This window comes from Luteimonas sp. 8-5 (assembly GCF_029763755.1).
Taxonomy (GTDB): domain Bacteria; phylum Pseudomonadota; class Gammaproteobacteria; order Xanthomonadales; family Xanthomonadaceae; genus Cognatiluteimonas.
On sequence record NZ_JARUVM010000107.1, the window covers coordinates 1 to 15941 of the forward strand.

Here is a 15941-nt window from a genome sequence, read left to right on the forward strand (position 1 = left end):
GTGGTCAACGTGACCAATCGTGCCCACGTTCACGTGGGGCTTGGTGCGCTCGAACTTACCCTTTGCCATCTGTTTGTCCTCGGTGAGTCTTGAATCAGTTCTTCTTGACGACGGATTCGGCGATGTTGGCCGGCGCTTCCGCGTAGTGGTCGAATTCCATGGTGAAGGTCGCGCGGCCCTGCGACATCGAACGCAGGCTGGTCGCGTAACCGAACATCTCGCCCAGCGGTAGCATGGCGTTGATGACCTTGCCCGACGGGCTGTCGTCCTGGCCCTGCAGGATGCCGCGGCGACGGCTGACGTCGCCCATCACGTCGCCGAGGTAATCCTCGGGGGTGACGATCTCGACCTTCATGATCGGCTCGAGCAGGACCGGCGAGGCCTTGCCGAAGCCTTCCTTGAAGCCCATCGAACCGGCGATCTTGAACGCCATTTCGGACGAGTCGACCTCGTGGTACGAGCCGTCGACCAGGCGCACCTTCACGTCCACGATCGGGTAGCCGGCGAGGATGCCGTTGGCGACCGCTTCCTGGATGCCCTTGTCCACCGCCGGGATGTATTCCTTCGGCACGACGCCGCCGACGATCGCGTTCTCGAACTCGTAGCCCTTGCCCTGCTCGTTCGGCGAGATCTCGAGCCAGACATGGCCGAACTGGCCCTTGCCGCCCGACTGGCGCACGAACTTGCCTTCGGCCTTGACCGACTTGCGGATGGTCTCGCGGTAGGCGACCTGCGGCTTGCCGACGTTGGCCTCGACGTTGAACTCGCGCTTCATGCGGTCCACGAGGATGTCCAGGTGCAGCTCGCCCATGCCGGCGATGATGGTCTGGCCGGACTCTTCGTCGGTACGCACGCGGAACGACGGGTCTTCCTGCGCCAGGCGACCCAGCGCCAGGCCCATCTTCTCCTGGTCGGACTTGGTCTTGGGCTCGACCGCCATCGAGATGACGGGCTCCGGGAACGTCATGCGCTCCAGGGTGATGACGTGGTCCATGGCGCACAGGGTGTCGCCGGTGGTCACGTCCTTCAGGCCCACGGCCGCGGCGATGTCGCCGGCGCGCACTTCCTTGATCTCGCTGCGCTCGTTGGAGTGCATCTGCAGGATGCGGCCCACGCGCTCCTTCTTCGACTTGACCGGGTTGTAGACCTGGTCGCCGGAGTTGAGCACGCCCGAGTACACGCGGAAGAAGGTCAGCGAACCGACGAACGGGTCGGTCATGATCTTGAACGCCAGCGCCGAGAACGGCGCCTTGTCGTCGGCCAGGCGGGTGTCTTCCTTGTCGTTGTCGTCGATGCCCTGCACCGGCGGACGGTCGGACGGCGACGGCAGCAGGTGCACGACGCCGTCGAGCATGGCCTGCACGCCCTTGTTCTTGAACGCGGTACCGCAGAACACCGGCACGATCTCGACCTTCAGGGTGCGCTCGCGCAGCCCCGCGATGATCTCGTCCTCGGACAGCTCGCCGCCTTCCAGGTACTTGTCCATCAGGCCTTCGTTGGCCTCGGCGGCCGCCTCGACCATGAACGCACGCGCCGCCTTGGACTTCTCCAGCAGCTCGGCCGGGATCTCGCCGTACTCGAACACGGTGCCCTGGGACGCGGTATCCCAGTGGATGCGCTTCATCTTCAGCAGGTCGATGACGCCGTCGAAGCCGTCCTCGGCGCCGACCGGCACCTGCATCGGCACAGGGTACGCGCCCAGGCGCGACTTCAGCTGCTCGACGACCTTGTCGAAGTTGGCGCCGGTGCGGTCCATCTTGTTGACGAACGCAAGGCGCGGCACCTTGTACTTGTTGGCCTGGCGCCACACGGTCTCGGACTGCGGCTGCACGCCGCCGACCGCGCACAGCACGAACACCGCGCCGTCGAGCACGCGCAGCGAACGCTCGACCTCGATGGTGAAGTCGACGTGCCCGGGGGTATCGATGATGTTGAAGCGGTGCTGTGGCATGGACTTGTCCATGCCCGTCCAGAACGCCGTGGTGGCGGCGGACGTGATGGTGATGCCGCGCTCCTGCTCCTGCTCCATCCAGTCCATCGTGGCGGCGCCGTCATGGACTTCGCCGATCTTGTGGCTGACACCCGTGTAGAACAGGATGCGCTCGGACGTGGTGGTCTTGCCGGCATCGATGTGGGCCATGATGCCGAAGTTGCGGTAACGCTCGATGGGAGTGGTGCGGGCCACGGTGGTCTCTCTTCATGTGCCAGGCCGCCTTGCGGCGGCCCGGGCTCGGTTTGGATGGCGGCGACAGGGCGCCGCCGCGGCTGGTTGCCGGCAGCGCCGGCCGGTTACCAGCGGTAGTGCGCGAAGGCCTTGTTGGCCTCGGCCATGCGGTGGGTTTCCTCGCGCTTCTTGATCGCGCCGCCGCGGTTCTCGGAGGCGTCGATCAGCTCGCCGGCGAGCTTGCGCGGCATGGTGTTCTCGCCACGCTTGCGCGCCGAGTCGATCAGCCAGCGCATCGCCAGCGCCATGCGCCGCGACTGGCGCACTTCGACCGGCACCTGGTAGGTGGCGCCGCCGACGCGACGCGACTTCACCTCGACCGACGGCGAGATGTTGCCCAGCGCCTTCTCGACCACTTCCAGCGGATTCGGGTTCTTTTCCCCGATCACGTCCATGGCGCCGTAGACGATCTTCTCGGCGACGGACTTCTTGCCGCTGTACATGACCATGTTGATGAAACGCGCGATCGTCTCGCTCCCGTGCTTGGGATCGGGCAGGACCGAACGCTGCGGAGTATTGCCTTTACGCGACATGTGCTATGACCCCTGGATCAGGACTTCGGGCGCTTGGCGCCGTACTTGGAACGCGCCTGCTTGCGCTTGGCGACGCCGGCGGCGTCGAGCGAGCCACGCACGGTGTGGTAACGAACGCCCGGCAGGTCCTTGACGCGACCGCCGCGGATCAGCACCACCGAGTGCTCCTGCAGGTTGTGGCCTTCGCCACCGATGTAGGAGATGACCTCGTAGCCGTTGGTCAGGCGCACCTTGGCGACCTTGCGCAGGGCCGAGTTCGGCTTCTTCGGGGTGGTCGTGTAGACGCGGGTGCAGACGCCGCGACGCTGCGGGCAGTTCGCCAGCGCGGGCGAATTGCTCTTGTAGGTCTCGGGGCTGCGCGACTTGCGCACCAATTGGTTGATCGTTGCCATTCGTTAGCTTGGAACCCGGTGGTTGGCGGGCGAACCCGCCCGGTTGGAAAACGAAGCAGGCCGAATCCGGCCTGCTAAGACGAAAAAGTATAGCCCGCGCTGCGCCTTGGCGCAACGCGAACCATATGCCTGGGATCCCCGGGGGCGGCCTTGGCCGCCGGTCCCGGATCCCGTTGCTTCCCGCCCTGCCCTGGGCCGAATACGAGGCACTCCCTGTGCCTCATTTCGTGGTCTGGTGCGGATCCGGCCCGGAGGCCGGGTCCGCGACGCGCCCATTCTAGCCGGCGCTGGACTCGTCTGCAGCACCCGCCTCCTCGGCGACCGCCCCGGTATCGGCGGTGACCGTGCCGGCCAGCGCCTCCATCTCGGATTCGGTCAGGCCGGAGGCGTTCTTGCGGCGCTGGGTGTGGTACGCCAGGCCGGTGCCGGCCGGGATCAGGCGGCCGACGATCACGTTCTCCTTCAGGCCACGCAGGTTGTCCCGGGTGCCGCGGACGGCAGCCTCGGTCAGCACGCGGGTGGTCTCCTGGAAGGAGGCCGCGGAGATGAACGACTCGGTCGCCAGCGAGGCCTTGGTGATGCCCAGCAGGACCGGGGCGAACTTCGCCGGCAGCTCGCCGCGGGCCACCAGGCGGGCATTTTCCTCGATCACGCGCTGGCGCTCGGCCTGCTCGCCATGGAGGAACTTGCTGTCGCCGGCGTCGGTGATCTCGACCTTGCGCAGCATCTGGCGGACGATCACCTCGATGTGCTTGTCGTTGATCTTCACGCCCTGCAGGCGGTAGACGTCCTGGATTTCCTTGGTCAGGTACACGGCCAGGGGCTCGACGCCGAGCAGGCGCAGGATGTCCTGCGGGGTCGGCTCGCCGTCCACCACGGTCTCGCCCTTCTCCACGTGCTCGCCTTCGAACACGATGATCTGGCGGTACTTCGGGATCAGCTCCTCGTGCTCGTTGCCCTCGGCATCCTTGATGATCAGGCGCTGCTTGCCCTTGGTGTCCTTGCCGAACGAGACGATGCCCGAGACCTCGGCCAGCACGGCCGGGTCCTTGGGCTTGCGCGCCTCGAACAGGTCGGCCACGCGCGGCAGGCCGCCGGTGATATCGCGGGTCTTGGACGCTTCCTGCGGGATCTTGGCGACCACGTCGCCGACGCCGACCGCGGCCCCGTCCTGCAGGTTCACGATCGAGCGCGGCGGCAGCAGGTACTGCGCCGGCAGGTCGGTACCCGGGATGTTCAGGTCCTCGCCCTTCTTGTCGACGATGCGCACCAGCGGGCGCAGGTCCTTGCCCTGCGAGCCGCGACGCTTCGGATCGGTGATCTCGCGCGAGGCCAGGCCGGTCAGTTCGTCGGTCTTCTCCATCACGGTCACACCGTCGACGAAGTCGACGAAGCGGATGAAGCCGGCCACTTCCGACACGATCGGGTGGTTGTGCGGATCCCAGTTGGCCACGGTCTGGCCGGCCTTGACCGGGTCACCGTCCTTGGCGTGGATCGTGGCACCGTACGGCAGCTTGTAACGCTCGCGCTCGCGGCCGTGGGTGTCGAGGATCGACAACTCGCCCGAGCGCGAAACCGCGACCAGGCTGCCGCTGGCGTGGGCCACCGACTTGAGGTTGTTGAACTTGATCGAACCGGTGGTCTTGACCGTGACGTTGTCGATGGCGGCCGCACGCGACGCCGCGCCACCGATGTGGAACGTACGCATGGTCAGCTGGGTGCCCGGCTCGCCGATCGACTGCGCGGCCACCACGCCCACGGCCTCGCCGTGGTTGACGATGTGGCCACGGCCCAGGTCGCGGCCGTAGCAGTGCGCGCACACGCCGAAGGCGCTTTCGCAGGTGATGGTCGAGCGGACCTTGATGGTCTGCACGCCCGCGTCCTCGAGCCTGGCGACCCAGGACTCGTCGAGCAGCGTGTTGCGGGTCACGATCGGATCCGCGTCGTCGCCCGGCAGGAACACGTCCTCGGCCACGATGCGGCCGAGCACGCGGTCCTTCAGCGGTTCGACCACGTCGCCGCCTTCCACGATCGGGGTCATGGTCAGCCCGTCCATCGTGCCGCAGTCGGTCTCGGTGATGACCACGTCCTGGGCGACGTCGACCAGGCGGCGGGTCAGGTAACCGGAGTTCGCGGTCTTGAGCGCGGTGTCCGCCAGGCCCTTTCGGGCGCCGTGGGTCGAGATGAAGTACTGCTGGACGTTCAGGCCCTCGCGGAAGTTCGAGGTGATCGGGGTCTCGATGATCGAGCCGTCGGGCTTGGCCATCAGGCCGCGCATGCCGGCCAGCTGGCGGATCTGCGCCTGCGAACCACGCGCGCCGGAGTCGGCCATGATGTAGACCGAGTTCATCGACTTCTGCGGGACCTTCTCGCCCTTGGCGTTGGTCACCGTCTCGGTGCCGATGGCCTCCATCATCGCCTTGGCCACGCGCTCGTTGGTGCGCGACCAGATGTCGACCACCTTGTTGTAGCGCTCGCCGGCGGTGACCAGGCCCGACTGGTACTGCTGCTGGATTTCCAGCACCTCGGCCTCGGCCTCGTCGAGGATGCCCTTCTTCTCGTCCGGGATCGTCATGTCGTCGATGCCGATCGAGACGCCGGCGCGCGTGGCGTACGCGAAGCCGGTGTACATCAGCTTGTCGGCGAACACCACGGTGTCCTTGAGGCCGAGCTGGCGATAGCAGGAGTTGATCAGGCGGCTGATGTTCTTCTTGGTCAGCTCGGTGTTGACCAGCGCGAACGGCAGGCCGTCGGGCAGGATCTCGGCCAGCAGCGCGCGCCCGATCGTGGTGTCCACGATCGAGGTCTTCTTCGAGCGGCTGCCGTCCTCGGCGATCACGGTCTCGGTGATGCGCACCTTGACCTTGGCGTGCAGGCCCGCCACGCGGTTGTCGTAGGCGCGCTTGACCTCGGCGATGTTGGCCAGGGCCATGCCTTCGCCCGGGGTGTTCTCCAGGGCGCGGGTCATGTAGTACAGGCCCAGCACCACGTCCTGCGACGGCACGATGATCGGCTCGCCGTTGGCCGGCGACAGGATGTTGTTGGACGCCATCATCAGCGCGCGCGCCTCGAGCTGGGCTTCCAGCGAGAGCGGCACGTGCACGGCCATCTGGTCGCCGTCGAAGTCGGCGTTGAACGCGGTGCAGACCAGCGGGTGCAGCTGGATCGCCTTGCCCTCGATCAGCACCGGCTCGAACGCCTGGATGCCCAGGCGGTGCAGGGTCGGCGCGCGGTTGAGCAGCACCGGATGCTCGCGGATGACCTCTTCCAGGATGTCCCAGACCTCGGCCTCTTCACGCTCGACCAGCTTCTTGGCGGCCTTGATCGTGGTGGCCAGGCCGCGGCGCTGCAGCTTGGCGAAGATGAAGGGCTTGAACAGCTCGAGCGCCATCTTCTTCGGCAGGCCGCACTGGTGCAGCTTGAGGTACGGGCCGACCACGATGACCGAACGGCCGGAGTAGTCGACGCGCTTGCCCAGCAGGTTCTGGCGGAAGCGGCCCTGCTTGCCCTTGATCATGTCGGCCAGCGACTTGAGCGGGCGCTTGTTGGTGCCGGTGATGGCGCGGCCGCGGCGGCCGTTGTCCATCAGCGCGTCCACCGACTCCTGCAGCATGCGCTTCTCGTTGCGCACGATGATGTCGGGCGCGTTGAGCTCGAGCAGGCGGCGCAGGCGGTTGTTGCGGTTGATGACGCGGCGGTACAGGTCGTTCAGGTCGGAGGTCGCGAAGCGGCCGCCGTCCAGCGGGACCAGCGGGCGCAGGTCCGGCGGCAGCACCGGCAGCACGGTCATGACCATCCACTCGGGGCGGTTGCCCGACTCGAGGAAGGCCTCGACCAGCTTGATGCGCTTGGTCAGGCGCTTGAGCTTGGTCTCCGAACCGGTCGCGGCGATCTCTTCCTTGAGCTTCACCATCTCGGCGGTCAGGTCGATCGTGCGCAGCAGGTCGAACACGGCCTCGGCGCCCATCGCGGCGTCGAAGTCGTCGCCGTGCTCCTGGCGCATCTGCATGAACTGCTCTTCATTGAGCAGCTGGCCGCGCTCGAGCGGGGTCAGGCCCGGCTCCGTGACCACGTAGGCCTCGAAGTACAGGATGCGCTCGATGTCGCGCAGGGTCATGTCCAGCATCAGGCCGATGCGCGAGGGCAGCGACTTGAGGAACCAGATGTGCGCGACCGGGCTGGCCAGGTCGATGTGGCCCATGCGCTCGCGGCGCACCTTGGCCAGCGTCACTTCCGTGCCGCATTTCTCGCAGACCACGCCGCGGTGCTTCATGCGCTTGTACTTGCCGCACAGGCACTCGTAGTCCTTGATCGGGCCGAAGATGGCGGCGCAGAACAGGCCGTCGCGCTCCGGCTTGAAGGTGCGGTAGTTGATCGTCTCGGGCTTCTTCACCTCGCCGAACGACCACGAGCGGATCAGGTCGGGCGAAGCGAGCGCGATCTTGATCGCGTCGAAGTCGAGCGTCGGGCGCTGCTGGTTGAACAGGTTCAGTAGATCTTTCATGTCATATCTCCGGGAGGAGGAATCACTTGTCGAGGGCAGTTGCCTTGGAAGCTTTTCGGGACCGGGGACCGGGGACCAGGGACCAGGAGCGCAATGCGCTTCTGCCGTTCCCGGTCCCCGGTCCCTTGTCCCCGGTCCCTGTCCTCAGTGCTCCTCGAGCTCCATGTTGATGGCCAGCGAGCGGATTTCCTTGACCAGCACGTTGAACGACTCGGGCATGCCGGCGACCATCTCGTGCTCGCCGTCGACGATGTTCTTGTACATCTGGTTGCGGCCCTGCACGTCGTCGGACTTCACCGTCAGCATTTCCTGCAGGGTGTAGGCCGCGCCGTAGGCTTCCAGCGCCCAGACTTCCATCTCGCCGAAGCGCTGGCCGCCGAACTGCGCCTTGCCGCCCAGCGGCTGCTGGGTGACGAGCGAGTACGGGCCGGTCGAGCGGGCGTGCATCTTGTCGTCGACCAGGTGGTTGAGCTTCAGCATGTGCATGTAGCCGACCGTCACCGGACGTTCGAACGGTTCGCCCGTGCGCCCGTCGTGGAGGATGGTCTGGCCGCTCTGCGGAAGTTCCGCCAGCTCCAGCATGCGCTTGATCTCGGCCTCGGTCGCACCGTCGAACACCGGGGTGGCCATCGGCACGCCGTCGGTGAGGTTGCTGGCCAGGGCCAGCAGTTCCTCGTCGCTGAACTGCTTGAGGTCGACGCGCTGCTCGCCGGTGGCCTTGTCGTGGTTGTAGATCTCGTCCAGGAACTTGCGCAGGTCGGCGACCTTGGCCTGTGCCTGGAGCATGCGGTCGATCTTCTCGCCCAGGCCCTTGGCGGCCCAGCCCAGGTGCGTTTCCAGGATCTGGCCGATGTTCATTCGGCTCGGCACGCCCAGCGGGTTGAGCACGATGTCGACCGACTGGCCGTTGGCCATGTACGGCATGTCCTCGACCGGGACGATGGTGGACACCACGCCCTTGTTGCCGTGGCGGCCGGCCATCTTGTCGCCCGGCTGGATGCGGCGCTTCACGGCCAGGTAGACCTTGACCATCTTCAGCACGCCCGGGGCGAGGTCGTCGCCCTGGGTGATCTTGGCGCGCTTGTCGGCGAAGCGCTTCTCGAATTCCTTCTCGTGCGCCTCGATCTGCTTCTGCGCGCGCTCGATCGCCTCGACCGCGTCGTCGTCCTTCATCCGCAGCTGGAACCAGTCGGACTTCTTCAGGCCGTCGAGCACCAGCGAGGAAACGGTGTCGCCCTTCTTCACGCCGGGGCCGCCGTTGGCGACCTTGCCCAGCAGCTGGCTGCGCAGGCGGGCGTAGATCGCGCCCTCGAGGATGCGGAACTGGTCGTCGAAGTCCTTCTTGACGCGCTTGATCTCGGATTCCTCGATCTGGCGCGCGCGCAGGTCCTTCTCGATGCCGTCGCGGGTGAACACCTGGACGTCGATGACCACGCCGTCCATGCCCGGGGGCACGCGCAGCGAGCTGTCCTTCACGTCGGAGGCCTTCTCGCCGAAGATCGCGCGCAGCAGCTTCTCTTCCGGGGTCAGCTGGCTCTCGCCCTTGGGCGTGACCTTGCCGACCAGGATGTCGCCGGCGCGCACTTCGGCGCCGATGAACACCACGCCCGACTCGTCCAGGCGGCCGAGCGCCTGCTCGGACACGTTCGGGATGTCGGCCGAGATCTCCTCCGGCCCCAGCTTGGTGTCGCGGGCCTGGACGGTCAGTTCCTCGATGTGGATCGTGGTGTAGCGATCCTCCTCGACCACGCGCTCGGAGAGCAGGATCGAGTCCTCGAAGTTGTAGCCGTTCCACGGCATGAACGCGACCAGCATGTTCTGGCCCAAGGCCAGCTCGCCGATGTCGGTCGAGGGGCCGTCGGCCAGCACGTCGCCGCGCGCGACCACGTCGCCCACGTTGACCAGCGGGGTCTGGTTGATGCAGGTGTTCTGGTTGGAACGCGTGTACTTGATCAGGGTGTAGATGTCGACGCCGGCGTCGGTCTCGCCGACGATCTCGTCTTCATTGGCCTTGACCACGATGCGGCCGGCGTCGATCTGCTCGACCGTGCCGCCGCGGCGCGCGTTCACCGTCACGCCCGAGTCGCGCGCCACGGCGCGCTCGATGCCGGTGCCCACCAGCGGCTTCTGCGACTTCAGCGTCGGCACCGCCTGGCGCTGCATGTTCGCGCCCATCAGCGCGCGGTTGGCGTCGTCGTGCTCCAGGAACGGGACCAGCGCCGCGGCGACCGACACGGTCTGCATCGGCGACACGTCCATGAAGTGGATCTCGCTCGGCGGCTTGAGCAGGTTCTCGCCCTGGTAGCGGCAGGCGACGAACTGGGCGCTGAGCTTGCCCTTATCGTCCTGGGCCGCGTTGGCCTGGGCGATGACGTACTCGTTCTCCTCGATCGCCGAGAGGAACTCGACCTCGTCGGTGACCTTGCCGTCCACGACCTTGCGGTACGGCGTCTCCAGGAAGCCGTACTGGTTGGTGCGGGCGAACACGGCCAGCGAGTTGATCAGGCCGATGTTCGGGCCTTCAGGGGTCTCGATGGTGCAGACGCGTCCGTAATGGGTCGGGTGCACGTCGCGCACTTCGAAGCCGGCACGCTCGCGGGTCAGGCCGCCCGGGCCCAGCGCCGAGACGCGGCGCTTGTGGGTGACCTCGGACAGCGGGTTGTTCTGGTCCATGAACTGCGACAGCTGCGACGAGCCGAAGAACTCCTTCACTGCGGCCGCGACCGGCTTGGCGTTGATCAGTTCCTGCGGGGTCAGGCCATCGGCCTCGGCCATGGTCAGGCGCTCGCGCACGGCGCGCTCCACGCGCACCAGGCCGACGCGGAACACGTTCTCGGCCATTTCGCCGACCGAACGCACGCGGCGGTTGCCCAGGTGGTCGATGTCGTCCACGGTGCCGCGGCCGTTGCGGATCTCGGTCAGCACCTTGATCACGTCGAGGATGTCGGAGCTGTCGCCCAATTCCTCGCGCAGGCGGCTGGACTCCTCGTCCTTGCGGTCGGCGTAGTACTTGCCGTCGTACAGGACCGAGGCGCCGGTGACTTCCTTGCGCCCGATGCGGCGGTTGAACTTCATCCGGCCCACGCCCGACAGGTCGTAGCGCTCGAAGGTGAAGAACAGGTTGTGGAACAGGTTCTGCGCGGCGTCCTTGGTGGGCGGCTCGCCCGGGCGCATCATGCGGTAGATCTCGACCAGGGCCTCGAGCTGGGTCTTGGTCGAATCGATGCGCAGGGTGTTGGACAGGTACGGGCCGCGGTCGAGGTCGTTCACCCACAGGGTGCCGACCGCGTCGACGCCGGCCTTGCGGAACGCGGCCAGGTGCTCCTCGGTGATCTCGTCGTTGGCGGCCGCCAGCAATTCGCCGGTGGCGGCATCGACGACGTCATGCGAGAGGATGCGGCCGACCAGGTACTCGTCGGGCACGGCCAGGGCGGCGACGCCGGCCTGCTCGAGCTGCTTGATGTGGCGCGCGGTGATGCGCTTGCCGGCTTCCACGATCACCTTGTCGCCATCGGCAAGGTCGAAGTTCAGGGTCTCGCCGCGCAGGCGCTCGGGCACCAGCTCGAGCTGCACGCCTTCCTTCGGGTCGATGTGGAAGGTGTTGATCTCGAAGAACTCGTTGAGCATCTCCTCGTTGGAGTAGCCCAGCGCGCGCAGCAGCACGCTGACCGGCAGCTTGCGTCGGCGGTCGATGCGGGTGAACAGCGCGTCCTTCGGGTCGAACTCGAAGTCCAGCCAGGAGCCGCGGTACGGGATGATGCGGGCGCTGTACAGCAGCTTGCCCGAGGAGTGGGTCTTGCCGCGGTCATGGTCGAAGAACACGCCCGGCGAACGGTGCAGCTGCGAGACGATGACGCGCTCGGTGCCGTTGACGATGAAGGTGCCGTTCTCGGTCATGAGCGGGATCTCGCCCATGTAGACCTCCTGCTCCTTCACGTACTTGATGGCCTTGCTCGACGACTCGCGGTCGTAGATCACCAGGCGCACGGTCACGCGCAGCGGGGCGCCGTAGCTGAGGCCGCGGTTGCGGCACTCGCGCTCGTCGAACACCGGCTCGCCGAGCTTGTAGCCGACGTATTCCAGCGCTGCGTAGCCGTTGTAGCTGACGATCGGGAACACGGACTTGAGGGCCGCGTGCAGGCCGCGGTCGGCGCGCTTGGCCGGGTCCACGTTCTCCTGGAGGAAATCCCGGTACGAATCGACCTGGATCGCCAGCAGGAAGGGAACTTCGAGGATGGACCGGCTCTTGCCGAAGTCCTTGCGGATGCGCTTCTTCTCGGTGAACGAGTAGGAGGTGGAAGCCGTGGTCATGGAGTTGACGCCTCGCTAGCTACGGGCCGCGCGTCCGCGGTCCCGGGGGGATCGTTGCTCGATCAGGTGAATCGCCAGTCGGGAGTCGCTGGTATTGCCGGCACCAGCACGCCCTCTCCCGCTACTTCCGACTGTCGACTCGCGTCGTTTTCATCGCTGCATCAATGGAACGGCCAAAGGCCGGGGGCTTTCGCCCCCGGCCCCGGTTGCATCGCCATGCAGCTGGCGACGCAATTGGTGCTTACTTGACTTCGACGGTCGCGCCTGCGGCCTCGAGGTCCTTCTTCATCTTCTCGGCGTCTTCCTTCGAAGCGCCTTCCTTCACGGTGCCGCCGGCCTCGGTGAGGTCCTTGGCTTCCTTCAGGCCCAGGCCGGTGATGGCGCGGACGGCCTTGATGACCTCCACCTTCTTGTCGCCGGCGGACTTCAGGATGACGTTGAACTCGGTCTGCTCCTCGGCAGCGGCACCGGCGGCGGCGGCCGGACCGGCAGCCATCACGGGGGCGGCGGCGGAGACGCCGAACTTCTCTTCGATGGCCTTCACCAGCTCCATCACTTCCATCAGCGACTTGGCGGCGATGGCGTCGACGATCTGATCGTTGGACAGGGACATTTCAAATACCTCTGGAAAGTTTTAAACGATTGGTTTTCAGGCAGTCGCTTCGGCGTCGGCTTCGGCGGGGGCGGCATCGCCACCACCCTGCTGGTCGGCCACGGCCTTGACCGCGCGGGCGAACATCGCCGCGGGCTCGGCCAGGACGCGGGCCAGCATCGAAAGCGCCTGCTCGCGGGTCGGCAGCGAGGCCAGCACGTCGACGTGCGCGGCCGGCAGCAACTTGCCTTCCACGGACACGACCTTGGCCACGAGCTTGTCGTTGCCCTTGGCGAACTCCTTGATCAGGCGACCGGCGGCGCCGGGCTCCTCGGTCGAGAACGCATACAGCAGCGGACCGACGAGCGCGTCCTTGACGCATTCGTATTCGGTACCCGCCACGGCGCGCGATGCCAGCGTGTTCTTGACGACTCGCAAGTACACACCGGTTTCGCGGGCCTTCTTGCGCATCGCGGTCATCTGTTCGACCGTGGTGCCTGCGTACTCGGCTGCGACCAGGGAGTGGGCCTTGGCGGCGACTTCCGACAGTTCGGCGACGACTTCTTGCTTCTGGGTCAGATTGAGAGCCATTGCACTCCTCCTAGTGAACTCCGTTCGCGGCTCCTGCCGCTCGCGGTCCTGGGCGGCGCCTTCCTGGCACCGGGGACGCTTGCGCGTCCCTGTGGTGGCCTTCTCCAGAAAACTTCCAGAGGGGGCACCATCTACGCAGGTTCTTGCCCCCGAAGGGCCCGGATTAAGCGATCCCGCCAGCAACGCGACGACTCCATGCCGTACCGAGCTTCCGTGCCCGTCGTGTTGCGCGCAGACCGCACCTGCGGTCTTTGACGGCTGCCGCCCGGGATGTGCTCCGGGCGACGCCCTCAAAATTCTTGTTGCTTACTTCAGCGCCAGCGTCGACTGGTCCACGGTCACGCCGGGGCCCATGGTCGAGCTGATCGAGATCTTCTGCAGGTACTGGCCCTTGGCCGTGGCCGGCTTGGCCTTGATCAGGTCCTGGAGCAGCGCCTGCAGGTTGTCCTTCAGCTTGTCGGCTTCGAAGTCCGCCTTGCCGATGGTGCAGTGGATGATGCCGGCCTTGTCGGTGCGGTAACGCACCTGGCCGCCCTTGGCGTTCTTCACCGCCTCGGCCGGGTTCGGCGACACGGTGCCGACCTTCGGGTTCGGCATCAGGCCGCGCGGGCCCAGCACCTGGCCGAGCTTGCCGACCACGCGCATGGCGTCCGGGGTGGCGATCACGACGTCGTAGTTCAGGTCGCCGGCCTGCATCTTCTCGGCCAGGTCGTCCATGCCCACCACGTCGGCGCCGGCGGCCAGGGCCTCGTCGGCCTTGGCGCCCGCGGGGCAGAACACCGCCACGCGCACGGTCTTGCCGGTGCCGGCGGGCAGCACGGTCGAGCCGCGCACCTGCTGGTCGGACTTCTTGGCATCCACGCCGAGGCGGACGGCAACGTCCACGGACTCGACGAACTTCACCTTGGCGTTGTCACGGACGAGCTTGAGGGCTTCGTCGATCGCGTACGCCTTGCCCGGGGTGATCGGGGCCTGGGCCTTCAGCCGCTTGGTCATCGTGGTCATCGGTTCAGCCCTCCACCGTCAGGCCCATGGAACGGGCCGAGCCCGCGATCGTCTTCACCGCCGCGTCCAGGTCGGCCGCGGTCAGGTCGGGTTCCTTCGCCTTGGCGATGTCCTCGAGCTGCTTGCGGGTGACCTTGCCCACTTTCTCGGTGTTGGGGCGCTTGGAGCCGGACTGGATGCCCGCTGCCTTCTTCAGCAGCACCGTGGCCGGCGTGCTCTTGGTGATGAAGGTGAAGGTGCGATCCGAGTACGCGGTGATGATCACCGGGGTCGGCAGGCCGGGCTCGAGCTTCTGCGTGGCGGCGTTGAACGCCTTGCAGAACTCCATGATGTTCAGGCCGCGCTGGCCGAGGGCGGGGCCCACGGGCGGCGACGGGTTGGCCTGGCCGGCCTTGACCTGCAGCTTGATGTAACCGACTACTTTCTTTGCCATTTCAACTTACTCCTGCGAGTGCAAGCGCCGTGAGGCTCCTCGCGTTGGTGAACGAGGGAATGAAGGGGGTAAGGGGAATGAGGGGAATGGAGGCTCCCATTCCCTATTCCCTATTCCCTTCATTCCCGCTCCTAGGCCTTCTCCACCTGGCCGAACTCGAGTTCGACAGGGGTGGACCGGCCAAAAATCAGCACTGCCACCCGCAGGCGGCTCTTCTCGTAGTTGACTTCCTCGACCACGCCGTTGAAGTCGTTGAACGGGCCGTCGGTGACGCGCACCATCTGGCCGGCTTCGAACAGCACCTTCGGCTTGGGCTTCTCCACGCCTTCCTGGACCCGGTCCAGGATCGCGGCGGCCTCGTCGTCGCGGATCGGCAGCGGCTTGTCGGCGGTACCGCCGATGAAACCCATCACCTTCGGCGTTTCCTTGATCAGGTGCCAGCTTTCGCTGTCGATCCGCGGAATGCCGGCGTCGTCGGTGGTGGCGATCTGCACCAGCACGTAGCCGGGGAAGAACTTGCGCTCGGAACGGCGCTTCTGGCCGGAGCGCATCTCCACCACTTCCTCGGTCGGCACCAGCACGTCGCCGAAGCGATCCTGCATGCCCAGGCGCACGATGCGGTCGCGCAGCGCCTGCGCCACCGACTTCTCGAAGCCCGAGTAGGCGTGCACCACGTACCAGCGCTTGTTGTCGCCGGTCCCGCCGCCGTTGCCGTTGTTTTCCTGCACTTCCATTCGTCCGTTACTCCTCAGCGCGCCAGCAGCCACTTCACCGCCGCCTGCACGATGACGTCGAAGAAGGCCAGCAACAGGCTGATGGCGACCACGACCAGGATCACCACCCAAGTGGTGCGCGTGGCTTCCTGGCGCTTGGGCCAGACCACCTTGCGCAGCTCGAAGCGCGACTCGGACAGGAACTCCCGGACCTGCGCGCCCTTGCGGCTGGTAAGGAACACCACCACGCCGGCCACCACGCCACCACCGGCCGAGAGGACGCGGGCGACGTTGGGCCACTGACCCTCGAACCAGTAGAAGGCGAACAGGCCGGCGGCCACCAGCACGAGCGCGAGCACGTACTTGACGATGTCCCCGGCCGAATCCGACTGTTCGACTCTGCTGTTCAAGGTTGCATTTCCCTCGTGGCACGCCAGGAGGGACTCGAACCCCCAACCTGCGGTTTTGGAGACCGCTGCTCTGCCAATTGAGCTACTGGCGTATATGGATTGTCTTCCTTCCGAAAAAGGCAACGGCGGCTTGCGCCGCCTGCCGCCCTTTCCTCCAGGGAGGAAGCGTTACTTGACGATCTTGGCCACCACGCCGGCGCCGACGGTACGGCCGCCCTCGCGGATCGCGAAGC

Annotated in this window: 11 protein-coding genes, 1 tRNA gene and 1 pseudogene; all 13 read right to left on the minus strand. The window is 66.4% G+C overall.

Features of this window, described 5'->3' with window-relative positions:
- Positions 1 to 94: 94 nt before the first annotated feature.
- On the minus strand, positions 95 to 2185 hold the full coding sequence (gene fusA, locus QAA18_RS10615; protein ID WP_279412912.1) for an elongation factor G: 2091 nt from the start codon (positions 2183 to 2185) through the stop codon (positions 95 to 97).
- A 104-nt stretch (positions 2186 to 2289) separates the two neighbouring features.
- Positions 2290 to 2757: a 30S ribosomal protein S7 gene (gene rpsG, locus QAA18_RS10620; protein ID WP_279412913.1), complete on the minus strand. Its 468-nt coding sequence runs from the start codon at positions 2755 to 2757 to the stop codon at positions 2290 to 2292.
- 17 nt (positions 2758 to 2774) lie between these two features.
- A complete protein-coding gene (rpsL, locus tag QAA18_RS10625; protein ID WP_279412914.1) occupies positions 2775 to 3149 on the minus strand; it encodes a 30S ribosomal protein S12 in 375 nt (124 codons plus the stop codon).
- A 277-nt stretch (positions 3150 to 3426) separates the two neighbouring features.
- Positions 3427 to 7653 (minus strand): DNA-directed RNA polymerase subunit beta', encoded by a 4227-nt coding sequence (gene rpoC, locus QAA18_RS10630; protein WP_279412915.1) that lies wholly within the window; start codon positions 7651 to 7653, stop codon positions 3427 to 3429.
- A 144-nt stretch (positions 7654 to 7797) separates the two neighbouring features.
- On the minus strand, positions 7798 to 11964 hold the full coding sequence (gene rpoB / locus QAA18_RS10635) for a DNA-directed RNA polymerase subunit beta (protein WP_279412916.1): 4167 nt from the start codon (positions 11962 to 11964) through the stop codon (positions 7798 to 7800).
- 241 nt (positions 11965 to 12205) lie between these two features.
- Positions 12206 to 12577, minus strand: coding sequence for a 50S ribosomal protein L7/L12 (rplL, locus tag QAA18_RS10640; RefSeq protein WP_279412917.1), 372 nt, complete (start codon positions 12575 to 12577; stop codon positions 12206 to 12208).
- A gap of 36 nt (positions 12578 to 12613) precedes the next feature.
- On the minus strand, positions 12614 to 13147 hold the full coding sequence (gene rplJ, locus QAA18_RS10645; RefSeq protein ID WP_279412919.1) for a 50S ribosomal protein L10: 534 nt from the start codon (positions 13145 to 13147) through the stop codon (positions 12614 to 12616).
- Positions 13148 to 13453: 306 nt separating this feature from the next.
- Positions 13454 to 14152, minus strand: a complete 699-nt coding sequence (rplA, locus tag QAA18_RS10650; RefSeq protein ID WP_279412921.1) for a 50S ribosomal protein L1 — start codon at positions 14150 to 14152, stop codon at positions 13454 to 13456.
- A 4-nt stretch (positions 14153 to 14156) separates the two neighbouring features.
- Positions 14157 to 14585, minus strand: coding sequence for a 50S ribosomal protein L11 (gene rplK, locus QAA18_RS10655; protein WP_279412922.1), 429 nt, complete (start codon positions 14583 to 14585; stop codon positions 14157 to 14159).
- Between the two features lie 131 nt (positions 14586 to 14716).
- Positions 14717 to 15319, minus strand: a complete 603-nt coding sequence (gene nusG / locus QAA18_RS10660) for a transcription termination/antitermination protein NusG (protein WP_279412923.1) — start codon at positions 15317 to 15319, stop codon at positions 14717 to 14719.
- 14 nt (positions 15320 to 15333) lie between these two features.
- Positions 15334 to 15708: a preprotein translocase subunit SecE gene (gene secE, locus QAA18_RS10665; protein ID WP_279412924.1), complete on the minus strand. Its 375-nt coding sequence runs from the start codon at positions 15706 to 15708 to the stop codon at positions 15334 to 15336.
- 16 nt (positions 15709 to 15724) lie between these two features.
- A tRNA-Trp gene (locus QAA18_RS10670) sits at positions 15725 to 15800 on the minus strand.
- A gap of 76 nt (positions 15801 to 15876) precedes the next feature.
- Positions 15877 to 15941 (minus strand): annotated as a pseudogene (locus QAA18_RS10675) (elongation factor Tu); the annotation flags it as partial.